The organism is Actinoplanes regularis (assembly GCF_900188005.1).
GTDB classification, from domain to species: domain Bacteria; phylum Actinomycetota; class Actinomycetes; order Mycobacteriales; family Micromonosporaceae; genus Actinoplanes; species Actinoplanes regularis.
In genome coordinates this window covers 79446-100115 of record NZ_FZNR01000024.1, presented here as the reverse complement: position 1 = coordinate 100115, position 20670 = coordinate 79446, and the positions used below count along the sequence as shown (strand labels likewise).

The 20670-nt window shown below is 70.2% G+C and carries 17 protein-coding genes, 5 tRNA genes and 1 pseudogene; 10 read left to right on the top strand and 13 right to left on the bottom strand.

Annotated elements, in window-relative coordinates:
- Positions 1-31 precede the first annotated feature (31 nt).
- Positions 32-319: a hypothetical protein gene (locus CHC09_RS37990; RefSeq protein WP_239138799.1), complete on the bottom strand. Its 288-nt coding sequence runs from the start codon at positions 317-319 to the stop codon at positions 32-34.
- Between the two features lie 375 nt (positions 320-694).
- Positions 695-898, bottom strand: coding sequence for a transcription antiterminator/RNA stability regulator CspE (cspE, locus tag CHC09_RS37985; RefSeq protein ID WP_089298106.1), 204 nt, complete (start codon positions 896-898; stop codon positions 695-697).
- A gap of 687 nt (positions 899-1585) precedes the next feature.
- Between cspE and CHC09_RS37980 the strand changes: the two genes are divergently transcribed.
- Positions 1586-2941, top strand: a complete 1356-nt coding sequence (locus tag CHC09_RS37980; RefSeq protein ID WP_179277445.1) for a phosphatase PAP2 family protein — start codon at positions 1586-1588, stop codon at positions 2939-2941.
- Between the two features lie 73 nt (positions 2942-3014).
- Here the strand turns inward: CHC09_RS37980 and CHC09_RS37975 are convergent, their stop codons facing one another.
- Positions 3015-4661, bottom strand: a complete 1647-nt coding sequence (locus CHC09_RS37975) for a hypothetical protein (protein WP_089298105.1) — start codon at positions 4659-4661, stop codon at positions 3015-3017.
- Positions 4662-5474: 813 nt separating this feature from the next.
- On the opposite strand from CHC09_RS37975, the gene CHC09_RS37970 reads away from it, so the two are divergent.
- Both CHC09_RS37970 and CHC09_RS37965 read left to right on the top strand, forming a co-directional pair.
- Positions 5475-5810 (top strand): DUF3618 domain-containing protein, encoded by a 336-nt coding sequence (locus tag CHC09_RS37970; RefSeq protein WP_089298104.1) that lies wholly within the window; start codon positions 5475-5477, stop codon positions 5808-5810.
- Between the two features lie 52 nt (positions 5811-5862).
- Positions 5863-6153 (top strand): hypothetical protein, encoded by a 291-nt coding sequence (locus tag CHC09_RS37965; protein WP_089298103.1) that lies wholly within the window; start codon positions 5863-5865, stop codon positions 6151-6153.
- Between the two features lie 178 nt (positions 6154-6331).
- On the opposite strand, the gene CHC09_RS37960 is transcribed toward CHC09_RS37965, so the two are convergent.
- From CHC09_RS37960 to CHC09_RS37935, 8 genes and pseudogenes are all read right to left on the bottom strand, one after another.
- Positions 6332-6404, bottom strand: a tRNA-Asn gene (locus tag CHC09_RS37960).
- Positions 6405-6437: 33 nt separating this feature from the next.
- Positions 6438-6510, bottom strand: a tRNA-Gln gene (locus tag CHC09_RS46825).
- Positions 6511-6584: 74 nt separating this feature from the next.
- Positions 6585-6725: pseudogene (locus tag CHC09_RS48135) on the bottom strand (HNH endonuclease); the annotation flags it as partial.
- Positions 6726-6731: 6 nt separating this feature from the next.
- Positions 6732-6802 (bottom strand) — tRNA-Gln (locus CHC09_RS37950).
- Positions 6803-6814: 12 nt separating this feature from the next.
- Positions 6815-6887 (bottom strand) — tRNA-Gly (locus CHC09_RS37945).
- A gap of 10 nt (positions 6888-6897) precedes the next feature.
- Positions 6898-6971, bottom strand: a tRNA-Glu gene (locus CHC09_RS46820).
- A 487-nt stretch (positions 6972-7458) separates the two neighbouring features.
- Positions 7459-8262: an ABC transporter permease subunit gene (locus CHC09_RS37940; protein WP_089298102.1), complete on the bottom strand. Its 804-nt coding sequence runs from the start codon at positions 8260-8262 to the stop codon at positions 7459-7461.
- The gene (locus CHC09_RS37935) at positions 8259-9179 is read right to left on the bottom strand and encodes an ABC transporter ATP-binding protein (protein WP_089298142.1); all 921 of its coding nucleotides are present in this window, start codon (positions 9177-9179) and stop codon (positions 8259-8261) included. Before CHC09_RS37935 ends, CHC09_RS37940 begins: the two co-directional genes overlap by 4 nt.
- Positions 9180-9360: 181 nt before the next feature.
- Here CHC09_RS37935 and CHC09_RS37930 point away from each other — a divergent pair, with 181 nt between their 5' ends.
- Entirely contained in the window at positions 9361-10623 is a 1263-nt protein-coding gene (locus CHC09_RS37930; protein WP_239138798.1) for a sensor histidine kinase, read from the top strand.
- Positions 10614-11252, top strand: a complete 639-nt coding sequence (locus CHC09_RS37925) for a response regulator transcription factor (RefSeq protein WP_089298101.1) — start codon at positions 10614-10616, stop codon at positions 11250-11252. Before CHC09_RS37930 ends, CHC09_RS37925 begins: the two co-directional genes overlap by 10 nt.
- A gap of 10 nt (positions 11253-11262) precedes the next feature.
- Here the strand turns inward: CHC09_RS37925 and CHC09_RS37920 are convergent, their stop codons facing one another.
- Positions 11263-13209: a TIGR02996 domain-containing protein gene (locus tag CHC09_RS37920; protein WP_089298100.1), complete on the bottom strand. Its 1947-nt coding sequence runs from the start codon at positions 13207-13209 to the stop codon at positions 11263-11265.
- A gap of 188 nt (positions 13210-13397) precedes the next feature.
- On the opposite strand from CHC09_RS37920, the gene CHC09_RS37915 reads away from it, so the two are divergent.
- A complete protein-coding gene (locus tag CHC09_RS37915; protein ID WP_089298099.1) occupies positions 13398-13592 on the top strand; it encodes a hypothetical protein in 195 nt (64 codons plus the stop codon).
- Positions 13593-13654: 62 nt separating this feature from the next.
- On the opposite strand, the gene CHC09_RS37910 is transcribed toward CHC09_RS37915, so the two are convergent.
- The gene (locus CHC09_RS37910; protein WP_089298098.1) at positions 13655-14305 is read right to left on the bottom strand and encodes a TetR/AcrR family transcriptional regulator; all 651 of its coding nucleotides are present in this window, start codon (positions 14303-14305) and stop codon (positions 13655-13657) included.
- Positions 14306-14399: 94 nt separating this feature from the next.
- Between CHC09_RS37910 and CHC09_RS37905 the strand changes: the two genes are divergently transcribed.
- The 4 genes from CHC09_RS37905 (at position 14400) to CHC09_RS37890 (ending at position 20650) form a co-directional block, all read left to right on the top strand.
- On the top strand, positions 14400-15428 hold the full coding sequence (locus tag CHC09_RS37905) for an ABC transporter permease (protein ID WP_089298097.1): 1029 nt from the start codon (positions 14400-14402) through the stop codon (positions 15426-15428).
- Positions 15429-15590: 162 nt separating this feature from the next.
- Positions 15591-18449 carry an AfsR/SARP family transcriptional regulator gene (locus CHC09_RS37900; protein ID WP_179277444.1) on the top strand — a complete coding sequence of 953 codons (2859 nt, stop codon included), beginning with the start codon at positions 15591-15593 and terminating at the stop codon, positions 18447-18449.
- 60 nt (positions 18450-18509) lie between these two features.
- Positions 18510-18770 (top strand): hypothetical protein, encoded by a 261-nt coding sequence (locus CHC09_RS37895; protein ID WP_143232806.1) that lies wholly within the window; start codon positions 18510-18512, stop codon positions 18768-18770.
- Positions 18767-20650, top strand: a complete 1884-nt coding sequence (locus CHC09_RS37890) for a RiPP maturation radical SAM C-methyltransferase (RefSeq protein WP_239138797.1) — start codon at positions 18767-18769, stop codon at positions 20648-20650. The genes CHC09_RS37895 and CHC09_RS37890 overlap by 4 nt, the downstream gene beginning before the upstream one ends.
- The last annotated feature ends 20 nt before the right edge of the window (positions 20651-20670 follow it).

Here is a 20670-nt window from a genome sequence, read left to right as displayed (position 1 = left end):
GGCGATGTAGCGGCGGCTGTGCGGCGCACCATCAGAACGGTGCGGGTCCGCTACCTGCCAGCGACATCAACACCTGCGTGGCGAGCAGCTTGCGCATGCCGGTGACGGCGACTGTCCCCACCCGGTCGTAGGGCAGCTCCAACTGCAGCCCCTCGGTCGCGTTGCGCAGCTCCGTCGTGATCTCGTTCGGGCGAAACGTGCCGCCCCAGCCGTTGAGTCCTCCGCGCTGGTTGGTGCTGAGGGAGGCCATGCCGGATACGCACGCGCCGTCGACCAGAATCAGCTTTGCGGGGCCTGAGTAGGTTGTCGTCATCGTCATGTCCTCCAAGGTGTCCCCGTGACCCAGGGTTTCAACTAACCTGACCATTATCAGAGGGACGAGGCCTGTCGAGTCGTCCATGGTGTGTGCATGACCTGGGCCGCGACCGTACATGCTCAACTGCCAGGGCGGTGAGGCGAGATCCGGCCCGTCCCCGGCAGGGGGGCAGACCAGCGCCCGAGGCCCGGAACACCCGCTGTCGTGACAGGGGAAAGCGACCCCGCGCACAAGGATGCGGGAACGATGCGGAACAGGTCAGTACCGGCCATGGCCGGGTCTTCTACCGATCATAAGATCTTCACGATGCCGTGGCAGGCGGATGAACGGCCGAACGGCGGCCCGCTGAATCAATCGGGCCGCCGTTCGTGGAGTGGATCAGAGCGGGCGGATGTTCTCCGCCTGCGGGCCCTTCTGGCCCTGGGTGATGTCGAACTCCACCTTCTGGTTCTCGTCGAGGCTGCGGAAGCCGCTCGTCGAGATGGCGGAGAAGTGGGCGAAGACGTCGGCGCCACCGTCATCCGGGCTGATGAAGCCGAAGCCCTTGTCGGCGTTGAACCACTTCACGGTACCTGTAGTCATGTCTGCTCCTACGCAGGCTGTTGGAGACCGCACGGTGCGGACCCCTTGTGCCGCCGCGTTGATCACCCGCGTCGAACCGACACGACAAACGAAAAAAGCGCCTCGATAAGTTTGAATAACCCATCAGGCGCCAGAAAACGTCTACGGAAATCAAAACTGCAACCGGACCAACATAGCACAGGATCCGCTGCGGCCCCGCGGAAGCGAGTGGAGTTGGTCACTGCCCTGCACGCCGCGTCGTGCGGACGGCGCATCGGCCCGGGTTCACGAGAACCGCCTGCACTGCATCCGGGCGTCACCCTTCGTCGAGACGCGCGGGCCCGGGCCGGCAACGGCCCGCCGTCCTCGCCGCATTCTGTAACACTCCGATCGGACGCCGCCGCGTATCGGCGAGACGGCACCAGCGCAAGCGACGAGGTTTGCGGCGACGAGGTAAGTCATCCCGCACATCGGTGGCCGTCAGCTGCACAGCATCGGCAGGCGGATCATTCAGGAGCCGGACAAGAGGCTGCTGAGAGAGTGCGGATGACGCATCGGGTGCTGAAGCCTGTCCGCAGCAATCCGCTAGGATGACCGGCCTCGCGGCGGTGCCCTTGGATCGCCTGCGGGTCACTGGAAATCAATGCAATTGGCACGAAAAGTGATCTGTCGACCGGAAACTGGCAATCGGTAAAAATCTTGAAACCTATGGCATCGCGGGAACTTTCGCGGATAAACGACAAGGAAACGTTCGCCGCATGGCGCCACCCACGAGTTGCTCTGTGGGCCACCGCGGGCATCGCGGCTCTCGGATTTCTCGCCACGCTGGAATTCGCCGCACGCCATTACGGCCTGCCGGGCCCCGTCACCAATCAGGTGAAAGAATTTATATTCGCCCCTAAGTCGGGCTTCCTGCTGTACGCCAGCATGGCCTTGTCAATGGTGGCTCTGACCCGGCGGCAAAGATTCATCTCAGTTGGCGCGGCAATCGGTATTGATGCCGTCTTCCTGCTGGTTCGGTGGATCGCCGACGCAAAACTCGCCTTCGGAAACGGCGCGCTGTGGGTGATTGCGGCCCACGCGTTCATCGCCATGACGCGACGCACCGGCCAGGAACGAATCCTGATGCTGAAGGGCGTCGGGTTGGCTCTGCTGCTGGTGGCGGGCCGGAAGACCGGCGACGCCTGGCTGCTCATCACGTCGAAGACCCGTCCTGCGGTACTCGACCAGTACGTGGCGACCGCCGATCACGCGCTGGGCAACCCGTCCTGGGTGGCGGGCCGGATCGTCAGGGCCACCGGTACGGTCGGCGAACACCTCCTCGACTACGTTTACATACAGCTCGCGGTGGCTGCAGTTTGCGTCGCGTTCTACCAGCTGCGCAACGTGGCGACCGAGCGTGCGTTCCCGCGCCATCACCTGGTGCGCACGTTTCTTGTCATAGGACTTCTCGGGCCCGGCATCTACATGCTGTTCCCGGTGGTCGGACCAGTTTTCGCGTACGGTGTCGACGGCGGGCACTGGGCAACGGCCAACCTCTGGCCCGACATCCCGCCATTGATCAGTCCCCCGCGGCACATGCCGTTCGACGAGATCACTCCACGCAACTGCATGCCCAGCCTGCACACCGCATGGGCCACCGCGATCTTCATCCATTCTCGTCGAGGCCCACGCGCCCTACGATTCGCCGGGACCTTCTGGTTGATCGCCACGCTCGGCGCGACCCTGGGGTTCGGCTATCACTACGGTGCGGACATCGTCGCCGGTGTGGTATTCACCCTCACCATCGAGGCTGCCCTGCGCTCGCAGGCACGCGGCTGGGACCGATCGGGAATTCAGACGGCCGTCCATGGCGTGGCCGTCTTCGCCACGCTTTTGCTGGCCTACCGTTTTCTGCCGCTACAAATGGCCGAACAGCCTTGGATCTTCGGACCGGTTGTCATTCTGTTGATGATTTCCGTGATTTACCGCTATGTACGGACCACTCGATCCTGGGATCCAAAACCCCCAGTGACGACTCGGATCCCAGGACCCCGGCCGGCACCGCAATCGGAACTGGTCTGAGTCCCGGACACCAGACGTTGTGGGCTCCTCCTGGATCCAGGAGGAGCCCAGGTTCGAGCCGGGCTGAGGGGCATCAACTCGATGCGGTGATCGGGCAGGGTGTGCCCCGATCGAATGCATAGCGTGCTTCGACGGTGTAGGTGCCGGCGACTGGGGCGAACAGTTCGGTCCAGGAACCGTTCTGGGTGAGGCAGGCGCCCTGGCCCGTGCCGTCGACTCCAACCACGTTGAGCCACGGTGACCAGGCGATACGCAGCAGCGCGGTGCCGGGTCGGGGCATCTGGACGGTGAGGGTGGCCGGGCCGGCGGAGATGACGGTCGCGGGGGAGGAGGCGAGCGGGTCGGAGTCTTCGACCCGGTAGACGCGCCAGTTGGCATCGCTCCACACCTGTGGCAGCCATCTCTGCCCGGCGGCGATGATCGCAGCCTCGGCGAGGCCTGAGCCGTCCGGCTCCATCGTGGGTAGCACGACGTACGCGACGCTCCATTTGTGCAGCCAGGCGCGGTACGAGGCCGGGGTCAGGGTGCCGTCGTAGAACAGCGGGTTGCGTTCGACGTCGGCCTGCCGATTCCAGCCGCGGGCCAGCTGGACGTAGGGCGCGACGGCGGACGCTTCCGTGTGGGTGCGCAGCGGTACCACCTCGACCCGGCCACGCTGGGCGCCCAAACGGAACAGCTCGTCGATCAGCGGCCGGGCGTTCACCGTGGTCCCGGTGGAAGCCGGGGCGGTGTGGAGGACGTCGGCGACCGGCTGGATCAGTGTCCAGGCCGCGAGCACGGTGGCCACCGCGTAGGTCGTGACCGTCCGCCGGCTGCGGCGCCCGAGTGCGGGTGCGGCACAGAACAGGATCGCCGCGCCGGCCAGCAGGGCGAGCCGTTCGACGTTGCTGCCGATCGGTGTGGGAAGCAGCCAGCACAGGGCGACACCGGCGGCGTACACCCAAGCGCCGGCGCGTACCATCCGCCACGCCGGAGGTGTCAGCACGGCGACGGCTACAGCGGCAGCGGTGGTGAACAGCGCGGCGTACCACGGGAACGGCTGGACGCCCGAGAACGGGAAGAGCAACGAGGTCGCCGCGATCACCACCGGCGGCCCGGCCGCGAGCAGGTACGCGTCCCGTCGGCGGCCGATCAGGAACAGCGCCGCGGCCAGCACCTCGATGAACAAGCCGGCGACCGGGCTGCACAGCGTCGCCACCGTGCCGAGCACGGCTGCTGACACCGGACGGGGCCGCTGCCGCCCGCTCCCGGCCGATACGAGGACGGTGGCCGCCAGGGCGAACACCATGCCCAGCAGGTAGGTGACCCGACCGGCCACCAGGTTCGACCACACCGCGATCGCCAGCCAGAGGGATGGCAGTAGCGGGCGGTGGACGCCGAACCGGGTGAGTGCCAGCCCGCCGAGGGTCGCCGCGCAGACACAGGCGAGTACGCCGGTGGTGCGTACGCCGAGCCAGGCCATCAGGTACGGCGAGACGACGCTGTAGGAGGCCGGATGGATGCCGCCGTACCAGGACAGGTTGTAGGCCGATCCTGGGTGGTGACGGACGAAGGAGGTCCAGGCGTACTGAGCGGCGAGGTCGCCTGCGTCGCGGGCGAGCCAGAACGCCCATACGAGGCAGAGCGCGCCGGCAAGCAGTCCCGCCGACACCTGCGGCCGGCCCCACCAGCGTGGTGCGGCGAGAAGAGGGCCGCCGTGGACGCGGTCCAGGAGTGTCATCAGGTTGTCTGATCCGTTCGCTTGCTTCCGCCGGTGACGAAAGTGCCGATCCCGGCGGCGGACGGTAACACGTGACACCTGAAAGAATCTTGAGGGTAGTGCGCGTTAACGATCACATCGAATCGCACCCTCGAAGTCGCCATGCCTCCGCCGCCCAAGCCTCCCGGATACCCGGCCGCCGCAGCGGACGGATGCCGGGCGCGGCCGGGACCCGTCATCCAAGTGCGGTGCCTGCGGGGCACCGAGAAGTACCTCGTTCGCCTCTGGCCGGCGTCTTGAACCGGTCAAAGCGCCCATTCGAACACCTGGAGAGGCGGATGACCTCGGGGCTGCAGGCGAAACCGCCGAACATCGTTCACCCGGCCGGGAGTCCGGCCAGAAACAAAAGGGTCGGCCCGTACGCCGGCGCGGCTCGGCACGATCCAAACCGGTCGGTGCCGGGCACACCGCCACCGGCAACGGAGGATGACACGTTCGGCGGCCGGATCCCGGTTTCGTGTCGTCACCGCTCGGGCACACCAACAGCGAGGTAGCTAGGAGGTGAACCCTGATGACGTGGCCTGTTCAGTGGCGCGGGTGTTCCCGGACTGTACGGAATCGGGCTGCCGATCGCGCTCGTGGCCGTCGCGCTGGACCTGGTCCGGCCGCTGTGGCTGGCTGCGATGGCCGTGGTCTTCGCCGCCAGCGGCGTGGCCGCGCTGCCCGGCAAGAAGCATTGACCAAGTCGAGCCCGCCGATCCCGCACGACGTGAGCGCGAGCGTCGAGGCCGACCTGCACACCGTGAAGAGCGCAGCCAATCGAGGACGGAATTCATGAGCACTCCGCAGACCCCCGCACACCCTGACCAGCTGCGCGCCGAGATCGCGGAAACCCGCGCGGGCCTCGGTGACACCGTCGAGGCACTGGCGGCCAAGACCGATGTCAAGAACCGGGCCAGGCAGGCCTTCGACGGCACCAAGAGCCGCGTCCGGCTGAATCTGATCACCGCGAAGGCCCAGATCAGCGAGAAGAGCAAGGATCCCCGGGTACGCCGTGCCGCTGCCACGACCACGATCGCGGCTCTGACGGCAACGATCCTGGGCGCGGCGGCTGTCGTGACGCGCCGGCGACGGGCGCCGCGCACCGTCTGGCAGAGGCTGCGCCGTTGACCAGCCCACAACGCTGAATCGTCGTACGTCACATCAAACGGAGAGAGCTTTCATGGGAATGCTGAAACTGGCTGCCGGTGTCGCTGTCGGGTACGTGCTCGGATCCCGGGCCGGCCGTGAGCAGTACGAGAAGATCGCGTCGACCGCCCGCCGGCTGAGTGCCCACCCCACCGTCGTCCAGGCGCAGGAGAAGGCGAAGGCCGTCATCAGCGACCGGGCCGCCACCACCCGCGCCGAGACCACTCCGGTCGTCACCACCGCGAACGGGGTCAGCCCGCGGACACCGCGCCCGAAGCACACCGGCGTAACCGCCGTTCCCGCGCCCGGTGAGCCGCCGCTGTAGGAGCCCGTCCGGCCGCTTCGCGCTGGGCCCGGTGCCGGCCATCGGCCGTTGCCGGGCCCGCACGCATGCCACGATCATCAAGCGCTCGTATCGCCGGCAGAGAACTCGGCGGTATGACCGGCGGCGCGGATCGCCAGCGTCGATGGCACCTGCAAGAGCGGGTGGGAGCGGTTGGCTGCTCCGGCGGATGGACTCGAACCATCACCGTACGGCTTAACAGGCCGCTGCCCTGCCTATTGGGCGACGCCGGATCGACATGCTTCGGTGCCCCGGGTGGGGCAAAGCTGGGAGCCCAGGATTCGAACCTGGACGAGCTGCTTCAGAGGCAACCATGCTGCCGGGTTACATCAGCTCCCATCGCGGGCCGGGCCGGGCGGGGGTAGCGGCTCCCACCCGGCCCGGACCCGGTCAGCCCAGAGCGAGCCGCGACCAGCCGGGACCCGGGGAGAGGTCCGCAGCGGCATGCCGGCCTCGGCCGGCGTCCGGTCGCCCTTGCGCTGGCTGCAGCGGCCGCAGGCCGCCACGGTGTCGAGTCAGGAGTTCACGTCGCCGCGCGAGCGTGGCAGGACGTGACGGTGCTGGGGGTGCAGGACTCGAACCTGCACGACCGAGGTCAAAGCTCGGCGGCCTGCCGTTAGCCGAACCCCCAAGAAGGCACCAGAGCGGCCGGCGGGCATCGAACCCGCTTCCTCGGTTTGGAAGACCGATGTGTCCGCCGAGTTCACCACGACCGCATGCTGGTGTTGCGTCGCCCGTCCGGGGTTGAACCCGGCCTTCCGGATCGAGATTCCGGTGGTCTACCTGCCTCAACCCGACGCGAACCGCGCCGGATGGTGCCTTCCCCGAAGGCAGCGGTCAAGCCCGCCCGCAATCGGGGCGGTGCCTGCCGCGTGGACCTGGACGGATAAGACAATGGACGGAACGAAAAACCGCCCGTCCCTCGGCTGCTGAGGCGGGCGGCGCAGACGCAGATCCTGCTGCGCTACCGGCTCCACCGCTCCGGATTACGACTGGTTTCGTGACCTCGCGGGGACGGGAACCCATGCCGCGACGCCCGGGCTTGAGCGATCGTGCAATTTTGTCGCCATGACACGACGGTTCGACTCCCTTCGAGAATCCTGGAGCGGTTGGCTGTTGTTCAGCCTGGTCAACGCTTTGGTGAGCCGTCTCTTTGCTCGTCTCACCGGCGCCGAGGTCACTCTGCCCCATCACGGCGAAGCACGCGATCGAATTACCCGCGCCATCTCTCCACGCGCGACTTCGGCAGCAACCGCGGTGCCCGCGTAGCAGGTCGCGGACCGTCCTTCAGACGTCGCGGTGGCGCAGTCGCCACGCGGCGAGCCCGAGCACGATGGCGGTGTACAGGCAGAACAGCCCGAACCCGGTCCACGGGCCGAGCGTGACCGGATCGGAGTGCACGGCGGTGATGGCCGCGCCCGCCGGGGTCGGCAGGTATCGGTAGGCCGCGTCCGACATCGACTCCGGCAGCAGCCCCAGCACCAGCTGCGGGGCGAAGAGCAGGCCGAACAGCGCCGAGATCCCGCCGGCGCTGTTGCGCAGCAGGGCACCCAGGCCGAGGCCCAACAGGCCCACCGCGATCAGGAACAACGCGCTGCCGAGCACCGCCCGGAGCACGCCGGGTGCGCCGATCCCGGTGTCCAGATGCTCGGCGGACAGGATCGCCTGGCCGGCGTAGAACGTCACCACCACCGCGGGTACGGCCAGCCCGGCGATGGCCACGCCGAACGTCACCGCCTTGCCCCACAACAACACCGCCCGGTCGGGCACCGCCGCGAGACTCACCCGGATCGTGCCGGTGGCGTACTCGCCGGTGATGAACAGCACGCCCAGGACGCCGATGGCGAACTGCGCCAACTGGACGCCGGCGAGGCTGACCGCGGTGGCGTCGAAGGCGGACGGGTCCGCCGGCGGGCGCGCGACGCGCAGCGAGGCGTAGGCGACCCCGACCCCGACCAGCAGCGCGACCGTGGCCGCGAGGCACCAGATCGTGGACAGCAGGGAGCGCAGCTTCGTCCACTCCGAACGGATCACCCGCAGCCGGGTGACCCGCTGGTCTCCGGTACGGGTGGGCAGGGCGTTACCGGTCACGACGACACTCCAGCGGGGTTCGCGCGGTACTCGACCGCGTCGCGGGTCAGCTCGATGAAGGCCTCCTCCAGCGAGGCCTGTTGGGCGGTGAGTTCAAGCAGCGTGATGCCGGCCGCACCGGCCGCCAGGCCGATCCGGTCGGTGGTCGATCCGGACACGGTCAGGGTCTCGCCCCCGTCGAACGAGATCTCGACGCCGGGTCCGGACAGCCGGGCGGCGAGTGTGTCGGGGTCGACAGTGCGCACCCGCACCACGTTGCGGCCTCGGGTACGGACGAACTCCGCCGTGCCGACATCGGCGATCAGGCGGCCGTTGCCGATGACGATGAGGTGCTCGGCGGTGAGCGCCATCTCGTTCATCAGATGCGAGGAGACGAAGACCGTACGGCCCTCGGCGGCGAGGCCGCGCAGCAGCTCGCGTACCCATCGGATGCCTTCGGTGTCGAGGCCGTTGAGCGGCTCGTCGAGGATCACCGTGCGAGGGTCGCCGAGCAACGCCGTGGCGATGCCGAGTCGCTGGCCCATGCCGAGGGAGAACCGTCCGGCCCGCCGCCGTGCCGCGCCGGTGAGGCCGACCGCCTCGAGGACGTCGTCGACCCGCGTGCGGCTGATCCCGTTGGTCTGTGCCAAGGCCAGCAGGTGGCGGAACGCGCTGCGGCCCGGGTGCACCGAGCGCGCCTCCAGCAGCGCGCCGACCTCGCGCAGCGGCGCGACATGCCGGTGGTACGGCTTGCCGTTGACCAGCACCGTCCCGCCGGTGGGCCGGTCCAGCCCGAGAATCATCCGCATGGTGGTGGACTTGCCGGCACCGTTCGGGCCGAGAAAGCCCGTGACCGTTCCCGGGCGTACGGTGAAGGTCAGCCCGTCGACGGCAAGCCGGTCGCCGTATCTCTTGGTCAGTCCCCGTGCCTCGATCATCGTCTTGCTCCTCATCTGGTTCGTCCGGCGTTCACGCTGCCAGGGCGCAGCGGCCCGGTCAGTGGGGCGACCAGCCGCTTCGGGGTGGGGTTTTCCCCACCCTCGACGGCGGGTCTGCCCGATGGCCGGGCTGCCGCGGGGCCGCCTACCGTGACCGCATGATCGAATCTGGAGCGGCGTCGTGACGGCCGGGCGGGCCGCCGCGCCGGTGACCGCGCTGTGGTCGCCGCTCGCCTGGCGGGCGACCTTCCATGTGCTGGCCGGGATGTTCCTCAGCGCCACGACGGTCGCGACGATCTGGCTGCTGGGCCTGCTGTGGTGGGCCGCGATGGTGAGCCTCGTCGAGGGGCCGACCGGCGACCGGCTGCTCGCCGTGTTGTACCTGTTCCTTGCCGTCCTGGGCCCACTGGCGCTACTACCGTTCGTGCGGTTTCTCAGCGCCTTGCAGCGAGAGCGCTTCCGGGCGCTGCTCGGCGTGCAGATCGCCGCGCCGAGAGCCGCGGCGGGTACCGGTCGGCTGCGGCTGCCGCGGGCGTGGGCGGCGGGGCCGGTTTGGCGCCAGCTCGGCTATCACCTGCTCGCGCCGCTGCTGGGTGGCGTCGGCGGCATGCTCGTGGTGCTCTGCTGGTCAGCGCCGCTGCTCGCGGCACTCCCGGGTGATCACCGCTCCGGGCCACAGGCCGTGTCGTGGTTCGGCGGTGCCGCCGTACTGCTGCTCGCCGCACCGTGGGTGGCCCGCGGCATCGCCGCCGCCGACACGGCCGTGGCCCGGCGCCTGCTCGGTCCGAGTCCCAGCGACGAACTCGCCGAGCGGGTCGAGTCGCTGGCGCGCAGCCGGACCGAGCTGGTGCGGGCGGCCGACGACGAACGCCGCCGGATCGAGCGCGATCTGCACGACGGCGTGCAGCAACGCCTGGTGTCGCTGGCGATGAACCTGGGCATGGCCCGCGCCGCCGGCCCGGACCAGGCCACCGAGACGCTGTCGGAGGTCATCGCCGCCGCGCACGACGAGGCCACCGCCGCCCTCGCCGAACTGCGCGACTTCATCCGCGGCCTGCATCCGGCGGTGCTCAACGACCGGGGACTCGACGCGGCGCTCTCCGGCATAGCCGCGCGGGCGCCGCTGCCGGTACGGCTGCGCGTCGCCGTCGTGCCGCGCTGCTCGCCGAGCATCGAGGCGATCGCCTACTTCGCCGTGTCCGAGGCCCTGACGAACGTCGCCAAGCACGCCGGGGCGAGCCGGGCCGAGGTCGCCGCGGAACGCACCGAGGACCGGCTGATCATCACGGTGACCGACGACGGCCGCGGCGGTGCCTCGGCGGACGGGGCCGGCACCGGGTTGCGCGGTCTGGCGCAGCGCGCGGCGGCCGTCGACGGCACGCTCACGGTCCTGAGTCCGCCCGGCGGCCCCACCACCGTTACGGTGGATCTCCCATGCGAGTAGTACTAGCCGAAGACTCCGTGCTGTTGCGCGCCGGTCTCACCAAGTTGCTCACCGATGGCGGCTTCGACGTCGTCGCCGCCGTACCCGACGCCGAGGAGTTGCTGTCCGCCGTCGACAAATACCGGCCACACGTCGTGGTGGTCGACGTGCGGATGCCGCCGACCCACACCGACGAGGGCATCCGGGCGGCCCTGGTCATCCGGCGGCAGCACCCGACGATCGCGGTGTGTGTGCTTTCGCAGTACGTGGAGGAGAGGTACGCCACCGATCTGCTCTCGGTCGCCACCAGCGGCGTGGGATACCTGCTGAAGGACCGGGTCGCGCACGTGTCGGACTTTCTCGACGCGCTGCGGCGGGTGGCCGCCGGCGGTACCGCCCTGGACCCCGAGGTCGTCGCCCAGTTGCTGGTCCGCCGCGACGACCCGATGCACCGTCTGACACCCCGGGAGCAGGAGGTGCTGCGCCTGATGGCGGAGGGCCGGTCCAACACCGGCATCACCGAGGCGTTGCGGGTCAGCCACAGCGCGGTGGAGAAGTACGTGGGCAACATCTTCACCAAACTCGAACTGTCGCCCACCGACACCGACCATCGACGGGTGCTGGCCGTCCTCAAATACCTCGGCGGCTGAAAAGCAGGGGTCACCACGGTACGACGGTGAGTTCCGGCATCGCACAGGGCGGTTTTGCCCAGCCGCTGATCTCGTCGGCGAGGGCGCGAGATACGTCGACTCGCGCCGGCGCGTGCACCGTGACGTGTTCGATGCCCTCGTGACCGAAACCGTGCAGGTAGGAGGCGAGCGAGCCGGCCATCGGCTCGTTGCCGCGCCGCGGTGTGAGGTGCGCTCGCATGGTGGGAGCCAGCGCACCCCGGTGGTAGGACAGTCGGAACGTCCAGCCCGTGTGGCTCCAGCTTCCACACGCGTCGGCACGCAGCTCCAGGGTGCGCAGGGACGGCACGTTCGTCCGGAAGTACGACACCAGGTCCCGATACAGCCGGTTGCTGAGGTCGCCGTACGTGCTGAACGTCTGGACGGCCTGCCCGAGCGCCCCGGCGAACAGGGTGTCCAGCAGCGCCGGATCGCGGCGTACTTTCGCGAGTTCGGTGCTGCCCGCGACCCGTAGCCGGGTCACGTGGGGCAGGGTCGCGAGCGCCTCGACCAGTTCCCGGGCGGACTCGGCGCCGTCGCGCCAGGTGGGGCCGGACACGGCGACTTCCTCGAGCCGGTCGCCATGGGCGGTGCACGCCTCGACGGCGGTGGGTCCGAGCAGGCCGCCCACCGACCGGAGGGCCCGCAGAGCCGGGTGTCCGATCCCGTCCTGGGCGCTCACCTTCGGGTGGCAGCTGGTCGACCGGTGATCGAATTCCAAGGTCTCGACGGTGGACCAGACCGGGTTGCCCGCGACGGCACGCATGAGTTCCGGGGCGCGGGCGTAGACCGCCAGCCCGCTGACGAAGCCGCGGCGGAACCGGGTGCCGGTCGCCACGGCCAGCGGCGCCAGCGGACCGAGCCAGGTTCGGGCGTGCCGGGCGAGCAGCTCGGCCTCCCGGGCCTGCTCGACCGGGTCCAGGTCCCGTCGTACGGCAGCCAGTTGCAGGGCGATGAATTCACCGCGCGGATCGCCCGTGTCGGTCAGCCACTGGGCGTACTGCTGGCGTGGGACATCATCGGCGGGCGCCGCGTACACCGCCTCCAGCAGCTGTCGCCCGGCCTGCGCCCGAGAGCGTCGGCCCGCCACGTCGAGCAGCTGGGCCAGCGTGTCGCAGGCTGCCCGGGACGGTGCGTCGAGTGGTCGCGCGGTGCTCGAAAGGTGCTCCCGCAACGCGCCGGCCGGCCACGACGGGTCACCGCCCAAGGAATGCAGCACCTCGGACAGCGCGGCGTCGCCGTGCAGCAGGACGGCTGCGGCCAGCCGGTATGTGGTGGGAGTGAGTTCGGGCGAGGCGACCGCGGGATGGCGGTGCAGGTCGGCGAGCGCGGCGGCGATCCGCGGATTCGGCGGCCTCCGCAGGCAGTCCAGCAGGGCCGCGTCGAGTTCCTTGGCCGTCGTGGCGTCCGTCAGCGCGTCGGCGACGGGTTCCGTGACGGGGTGCCGTTCACCGATCGTGTCGAGCAGTTCCGACACACGCGTTGCCCGGGTCGTGCGCCACACCGCGTGCAGCGCCAGGCGGGCCGGCTCCATCCGTCCGGCGCGTAGGTCCGTGATCGCCGTCGTGAGCCGGTCGTGCGGCGACGGTCCGGCCGGTCCCGCACTGTCACGGACCGTGTCGGTGTAGGCCAGCAGCGTGCGCAGATGCTCGTCGACCCACCCGCCCATGGTGGCGGCACCGATGTGGGTGCTGTAGTGGCCGGCCAGCGGGCGTAGCGGCTCGACCGTGCCGGCCTCGGTGACGCGCAGCAGAGCGCGCCAGAGGCCCCACCATCCTGGCTGCGAACTGGTCGACCGGTACGGCGGTGACCTCACCAGATCCACCAGCACGGGGCCCAGGGCAGGATCGGGGGAGCCGCCGGCCAGCGCCCGCAACCTGGCGATCCAGGCGGGCAGCGGGCCGGCACGCAGCACGGCGGCGTCGATGGCGTCCTCCACGGGTCAGGAGTGTATGAAGCTCGCCGGCGTCCTGGCGCGGGCCGGGATGCCGGACCTAGGTATGCCTAGACGGCCTACGCGCTGTCTCTAAACCGGGCTGACCAGCGAAGATAGGTAGGAGCTCCCGATGTGACCGCTCCGTCGCCGGCCGAGGATGAATGCATCGACGGCGAACAAGGAGACAAGCCATGATGATGCACTCGGACCTGATGCTGGCCTTGGCGAACGACCGGCGGCGCGAGCTGATCACGGAGGCCGAGAGGGCGCACGTGCTCGCCAGCGCGCTGCGGGGCCGCCGGCCGAAGAAGGACTTCGCCGTACGTGGGCAACGCGCCGGAAGCCTGGCGTCGCCCAAACCCGGCGCGGTGGTGCCGGCCCGGTGACGATCGAGCCGGACAGGTTGGGGCTGCCGCCGCACCCTGGGCCGCCTCTGGAGCTCGGAGGGTCACGGACGGGAGTTCGGAGCAGGTGCTGAGGTCAGAGGCGGCGAGACCGGGGACAGCAGCGCCGTCACACCGGCGAGGTAGCCGTCGGCGTCGGTGTCGTCGACCAGAAGGCGCTGCAGGATGAATCCCTGCGCGAGGCTCAGCATGGCGGCCCCCACCTGCTCCGGCACCGCGTCGGCGGGCAGGTACCCGGCAGCCTGCCGGCGGCGGGCCACCTCGGCGAAGTGACCGCGCAGCCGCCGATAGACCTCGTTGGCCCGGCCGGCGAGTTCCGGACTGCGTAACGCCTCGGCCCAGACCTGCACCCCGATCCGGGTGACATCGACGCCGATGAGGGGGTGAGGGGTCATCCGGTCGTTGATGGCCCGGATCAGCGCGGCCAGAGCTTGCTGGGGTGACGGCACGGCGTCCTCGGACAGCAGCTCGGTGAACGCCTCGTCGGCAGCCGTCAGCCCCTCCTCCGCCACGGCGGCTATGAGTTCGTCCTTGCCACGGAAGTACCGGTACACGGCCCCGGCGGAGAGCCCGGACTCGTTGATCACGTCCGCCATCGACGTCGCGTGGAAGCCGTTGGCGGAGAAGAGGCGGGCCGCCGCGCTCAGGATCTCCGCGCGGCGACTGGCCAGGTACTGCTCGGACACGCGTGGCATGGATCAAAAATAAAGCGAACGATCGTTCTTGACAAGGAAGGCGGCCCTGCGCTTCGCTTATAAAGCGAACAGTCGTTCTTTTAAGGAGCTGGCCATGGCCACTGACAACGCACCCTCCTCATGGCCGACCGTGGGCCGAGCCGTCGCCCTGCTCACTGTGATCATCAGCGTGCTGCTCACCGCGTTCTCCTGGCCGTCGGTCCGGTCCTCGGTGCACGACGTGCCGATCGCTGTCGCCGGGCCGTCCGCCGCCACCGACCAGGTCCGCGCCGCCCTGGAACAACGCCTGCCGGGTGCCTTCGACATCAGCACGGTCGCCGACACCGCCGCCGCCGAACAGCTGATCCGCGACCGCGAGGTCTACGGCGCGATCGATGTCAGCGCCGGCAACCCGCAGGTCATCACCGCGACCGCGGCCAGCGCCGCGATCGCGCAGACGCTGCAGAATGTGGGAGCCGCACTCAGTCAGTCCCACGCACAGGACGCCGGCACCCCGGCGGCCGTCCGTGACCTCGTCGCTCTGCCCGCCGACGACCCACGCGGCGCGGGACTGGCCGCCGGAGCCCTTCCCCTGGTCCTCGGCGGCATACTCACCGCGGTGCTGCTCACCCGGCTCGTGCGCGGCACCGGCCGCCGGATCACCGGCGCCCTCGCGTTCGCTGTCACCGGCGGTCTGGCCATGGCGGCGATCCTGCAGTTCTGGCTCGGCTCGCTCGACGGCTCCTACCTGGCCAACACCGGCGCGATCGCCCTGACCATCGCGGCCACCTCGCTGACCATCCTCGGCCTGGAGTCCCTGCTCGGCTACGCCGGCTTCGGCATCGGCGCCGCCACCATGATGCTGGTCGGCAACCCGCTGTCGGGCACATCGACCGCCCCGCAGATGCTGCCCGGCTGGTCGGGCCCGCTCGGTCAGCTGCTGCCGCCCGGTGCCGGCGGCCAACTGCTGCGCTCCACCGCCTTCTTCGACGGCCACGGGGCGGCCCACTCGATCATCGTGCTGTCCGCCTGGCTCGCGGCCGGCGTCGTACTCTGCGCGATCGGCGGTCTGCGCAGCCGGCAGCGCCCGGCCTCGCCCACCGCCGACACCACCGTCCGCCCCGTCGAACCGGCGACCGCCTGACCCGGATCTTCCGGAACCACCGCCGGTCCAGAAGGCGGAGCCTCAGTCATGGCGGAAAGCGAGAACCCTCCATCAGATCTCCCGTAAAACGTGAATGACCTCGTGGGGTTTGACGCGTCCGGGTTCGTACACTGTGGTCATTGTCGATCTGAGGGGGCATCCTTGGTCGGGTCGCACCAGGGTCAGCCGGGGCCGGCGCTGCGCGTGGAGGTCCTCGGTCCCATTCAGGCGTGGCTGGGTGACACCCGCCTGAGCCTCGGCCCGGTCCAGCAGCGGGTGGTGCTCGCCGTCCTGGCCCTGCGGTCCAACCGGCCGGTACGCCGGGAACAGCTGATCGAGGCGATCTGGGGCGATACCGCACCGGCTTATGCGGTGAACGTCGTCCAGAAGTACATCTCCGGCCTACGCCGGGCGTTCGAGCCGGTGCGCTCCGATCGTTCGCCGTCCCAGGTGCTCACCTGGAGCGAGGTCGGCTACCGGCTGGCGCTGCCGCCCGGCAGTCTCGACCTGGAGGTGTTCGACCGCGAGGTCAGCCGGGCCCGCACGGCACGGGCGGCCGGTGAGCTGCCCGAGGCGGTTCAGGCCATGCACGCCGCGATGCAGCTCTGGCGCGGGCCGGCCTTCGACGGGCTGGGCGGTCCGCTGCTGGACGCCGAGCGGGCCCGGCTCGAGGAGCGCCGCATCAGCGTGCTCGAGGAGCGGATCGAGATCGATCTCGCGATGGGCAACGACGAGGACCTGGTCACCGAGCTGACCCGCCTGGTCGCCGGGCACCCGATGCGGGAGCGGCTCCGGGGCTCCCTGATGACCGCGTTGTATCGCAGCGGGCGCCAGGCCGAAGCGCTGGCCGCCTTCCACGAACAGGCCCGATATCTGCGCGAAGAGCTCGGTGTCGATCCGTCGGCCGAACTTCAGGACCTGTACAAGCGGTTCCTCGCCAACGATCCGTCGCTCGACGCGCCGTCCGGCTCGACCGTGTCCGAGCCGGTCCTGCGGCCGCCGATCCCGGCGCAGCTGCCGTACGCGACACCGCACTTCGTCGGCCGGGTCAACGAGTTGCGCCAGCTCGACGCCCTGGTGACCGGTGACGGCATGGTGATCGCCCTGATCACCGGGACGGCCGGGGTCGGCAAGACCTCGCTCGCCGTGCACTGGGCGCACCGGATCAGCGCCCGCTTCCCGCACGGCCAGCTGTACGTCAACCTCCGCGGTTTCGATCCGCACCGGTCGGCCATGGAACCCGGCGAGGCCCTGCGCGGCTTTCTCGACGCGCTCGGGGTGCCGGCCCGCCGGGTGCCGGCCACCCTCGAACAACAGGCGGCCCTCTATCGCAGCCTGCTCGCCGGGCGGCGGGTGCTGGTGGTGCTGGACAACGCGCGCGACACCGACCAGGTGACCCCGCTGCTGCCCGGATCGGCCGGCTGCCTGGCCGTGGTGACCAGCCGCAACTGGTTGTCGGGGCTGATCGCGGCCGGTGCGGTCGCGGTGCCGGTCGACCTGGTGACCGCCGACGAGGGGCGCCAGATGCTGCGGCGGCGCATCGGCGAGTCGCGGGTCGAGGTCGAGCCGACCGCGGTCGACGACATCATCGCCGTCTCCGCCCGGCTGCCGCTGGCGCTGGCCATCGTGGCCGCCCGGGCGGCGGCCCAGCCACGGTTCTCGCTCACCGCACTCGCCGACGAGCTGGGGCATGCGCGGGGCGGGCTGGACGCGTTCGCGGGGGAGGACCCGACCGCCGACGCCCGCGCCGTCCTGTCCTGGTCGTACAACCTGCTGGCCGAGCCGGCCGCGCAACTGTTCCGGCTGCTGGGACTGCACCCCGGGCCGGATATCTCGGTCGCGGCCGCCGCCAGCCTCGCCGGGGTCCCGGCGGCCGAGGCGCGCCGCCTGCTCACCGTGCTCCGCGGGGCCCACCTCATCGACGAGAGCGCGCCGGGCCGGTTCACCTTCCACGACCTGCTGCGCGCGTACGCCGCCGAGCAGGCCCGAGTCCTGGGCAGCGCGGTCGAACGGGAGGCGGCGCTCAGCCGGATGCTCGACCACTATCTGCACACGGCACACGCCGCCGACCGGCTGCTCTATCCGTACCGCGAAACGCTGGTGATCGATCCGCCCGCGACCGGCGTGGTCGCGGTGCCGCACGTCGACGCCGATCAGGCCATGACCTGGTTCGTGGCCGAGCACGCGAACCTGCTGGCGGCGCTCGCCCTGGCGACCACCGGCGGCCTGCACACCTATGTGTACCGTCTCGCCTGGACGATGACCGCCTTCCTCAACTACCAGGGGCACTGGCACGACTGGGCCGCGACGATGGGCGCCGCCCTGCACGCCGCCCGTCGGCTCGGCGACCGGGCCGGCCAGGCCCAGGCGCACCGCCTGCTCAACCTGGCCAATCTCCAGCTGGGCCGGTTCGACGAGGCGCGCGCACACGCCGAGCAGGCCCTGCAGCTCTTCGCCCAGCTGGGAGACCTGCCCGGCCAGGCGCGGATCCGGCTCAACCTCGGCCGGGTCCTGGAACGGCAGGGCAACCTGCAGCAGGCACTCGACCAGGCGCGGCAGGCGCTGGAGCAGTTCCGGCTCGCCGAGGACTGGGCCGGGCAGGCCGACGCCCTGAACTGGGTGGGCTGGTACCACAGCCAGCTCGGTTACCACGAGCAGGCGCTGGAGTACTGCGGTCAGTCGCTGGCCCTGCACGCGGACTCCGTCGACTGGCCCGGCCACGCCGACACCTGGGACAGCCTGGGCTACGCCCACCATCAGCTGGGCCATCACGACGAGGCGGTCGCCTGCTACGAGCGCGCGCTCACCCTCTGGCACGACCTCGGCGACCGCTACCAGGTGGCGATGACCCGGCTGCGGCTCGGTGACACGTACCGCGCCTCGGGCGAAGCCGACCGTGCCCGGGGCGCCTGGCGGGAGGCGATCGAGATCTTCGATGCGCTCGGGCATCCGGAGGCCGCCGCGGTTCGCGCCAAGTTAGACCATCTGGCCAATACCCGAGGGCGTGCCCGGCCGAAATAGTGACGCCAATCGCTTGATGCCGCGACCGGGGTCGCGTGCCCGCCAGTGAAGGGGAAACCCATGTCCGACAATCCTTCCCGCAGTGGGCCGCGCGCGCTCCTCAGTGGACTCGCCGTGGGCGCGGTGCTGGGTGCCCCGATCGCCGCGGTCACGACGGCCGGCGCCGAGGAGATGTCCGCGGCCGTCGTCGAGCGGGTCGTGTCCGCGGACGACTGCCCGGCCACCGAGACGACCGCGGCGACGATCCGGGAGCAGTTCCGGGCCTCCTTCGCCGCCGGCGCGGTCGCGCAGCCGGCCACCGATCACCCGGTCATCTGTTGAGGCTTCCTGATCCGCAGCCGGTCGCGCGGCGTCCGTCCGCCGAAGAGCGGGCCGCCTGGCCGGTGGTCCTGGTGTCGATGCCGTTCATGACGGCCGATCGGCCGTCGATCCAGCTGGGCCTGCTCAAGGCGGTCGCCACCGGGCACGGGTACACGGTCGGCACCCTGCACGCCAACCTCGACTTCGCCCACCGGATCGGCACCGAGACCTACGAGTCGCTGTGCGAGCAGCGCGGACACATGTTCGGCGACTGGCTGTTCTCGGTCGCGGCCTTCGGTGACCAGGCGCCCGACGCGGAGGGTGCCCTGCTCGACGACCCCGCGGCGAAGCTCGATCTGCCCGGCGGCCGCGAACTGCTCCGGCGGGTCCGTGACGAGGACGTGCCCGCCTACCTCGACCACCTGGCGGGCGCCGTGCGCTGGCAGGACGTGCGGGTCGTCGGTTTCACCTGCACGTTCCAGCAGAACACGGCCTCCTTCGCGCTGGCCCGGCGGCTGAAACGGGAGTTCCCGCATCTGGTTACGGTCTTCGGCGGCGCCAACTTCGACGACGAGATGGGACTGGAGTACGTCCGGCGGGTCGACGCCATCGACTACGCGGTGCTGGGCGAGGGCGACGTGGCCTTCCCCGAGTTGCTGTCCGCCCTGGCCACCGGCGCCGACCCGGAGAGGGTGCCCGGAGTCGCCGGACGCCGGGGAGACCGGGTGGTGGCCACGGCACCGAGGCCGCCGTTCGAGCGTCTCGACGAGTCGCCGCCGCCGGACTACGACGAATACTTCAGCCGGGCCGAGGCGCTCGGGCTGCAGCCCAGCGCCGGTCTGCGCAACGTCCGCATCCCGTTCGAGTCCGCCCGCGGATGCTGGTGGGGCGCCAAACACCATTGCACGTTCTGCGGGCTCAACGGCTCCGGCATGCAGTTTCGCGCCAAGTCTCCGGGCCGGGTGGCGGCCGAACTGGCCACCCAGGCGCGGCGGTACCGCAGCTTCCGTTTCGAGGCGGTCGACAACATCCTGGATACCGCCTACCTGTCCGGGCTCTTCCCCGAGCTGATCGCTTCCGGCACCACGTACGACATCTTCTACGAGGTCAAGGCGAACCTCACTCGCCAACAGCTGAAACTGCTCCGGCAGGGCGGGGTGACACATCTGCAACCCGGCCTGGAGTCGCTGAGCACCCGGGTGCTCGGCCTGATGCGCAAGGGTGTCCGGGCCGGGCAGAACGTCAACGTCCTGCGCTGGGGCCTCTACTACGGCATCACGATCTCGTGGAACATCCTCTGGGGTTTCCCCGGTGAGTCCGCCGACGACTACCGGGCCCAGGCCGCGGTCATGCCGCACCTCGTGCACCTGCGGCCGCCCGTCGGCGCCGGACGGGTCTGGATGGAGCGGTTCAGCCCCCTGTTCACCCAGAAGGATTCGGGCGTCCGCGTGCGCCACCCGGAGCGGGGATACCGGTATGTTTATCCGGACCGGTTCGATCTCGGCAAGATCGCCTACTTCTTCGAGTACGAGCTGGTCGACCCGCTGCCCGACGAGGCGTACGCCGGTGTCCGCGAGGCCGCCGCGGAGTGGACGGCCGCGTGGCAGCGTGCGACACCACCGACGCTCACCTACTTCTCCGCGCCCGGCCTGCTGCAGATCTACGACACCAGGCACCCCGGAGCGGAGGGCACGTACACATTCGAAGGCGATCTCGCCGAGATCTACCTCGCCTGCGTCGACCGGCCGATCGGCGCGGCAGCCGTACGGGAACGCCTGCCCCGGCGGTTGCCGCTCGACGCCGTTCAGGAGGCCTTCGCCGGCTTCGCCGAGCGGGGCCTGATGTTCCTGGACGGTCCGTCGGCGCTCGCGCTGGCCCTCCCGGCGGGGGCGACACGGTGATCCGATCACTGCGATACTCG

Coding starts and splice junctions, on each gene's coding strand:
- CHC09_RS37990 (WP_239138799.1), bottom strand. CDS start 319: ATGACGATGACGACAACCTACTCAGGCCCCGCAAAGCTGATTCTGGTC.
- cspE (WP_089298106.1), bottom strand. CDS start 898: ATGACTACAGGTACCGTGAAGTGGTTCAACGCCGACAAGGGCTTCGGC.
- CHC09_RS37980 (WP_179277445.1), top strand. CDS start 1,586: ATGGCATCGCGGGAACTTTCGCGGATAAACGACAAGGAAACGTTCGCC.
- CHC09_RS37975 (WP_089298105.1), bottom strand. CDS start 4,661: ATGACACTCCTGGACCGCGTCCACGGCGGCCCTCTTCTCGCCGCACCA.
- CHC09_RS37970 (WP_089298104.1), top strand. CDS start 5,475: ATGAGCACTCCGCAGACCCCCGCACACCCTGACCAGCTGCGCGCCGAG.
- CHC09_RS37965 (WP_089298103.1), top strand. CDS start 5,863: ATGGGAATGCTGAAACTGGCTGCCGGTGTCGCTGTCGGGTACGTGCTC.
- CHC09_RS37935 (WP_089298142.1), bottom strand. CDS start 9,179: ATGATCGAGGCACGGGGACTGACCAAGAGATACGGCGACCGGCTTGCC.
- CHC09_RS37925 (WP_089298101.1), top strand. CDS start 10,614: ATGCGAGTAGTACTAGCCGAAGACTCCGTGCTGTTGCGCGCCGGTCTC.
- CHC09_RS37915 (WP_089298099.1), top strand. CDS start 13,398: ATGATGATGCACTCGGACCTGATGCTGGCCTTGGCGAACGACCGGCGG.
- CHC09_RS37910 (WP_089298098.1), bottom strand. CDS start 14,305: ATGCCACGCGTGTCCGAGCAGTACCTGGCCAGTCGCCGCGCGGAGATC.
- CHC09_RS37905 (WP_089298097.1), top strand. CDS start 14,400: ATGGCCACTGACAACGCACCCTCCTCATGGCCGACCGTGGGCCGAGCC.
- CHC09_RS37895 (WP_143232806.1), top strand. CDS start 18,510: ATGTCCGACAATCCTTCCCGCAGTGGGCCGCGCGCGCTCCTCAGTGGA.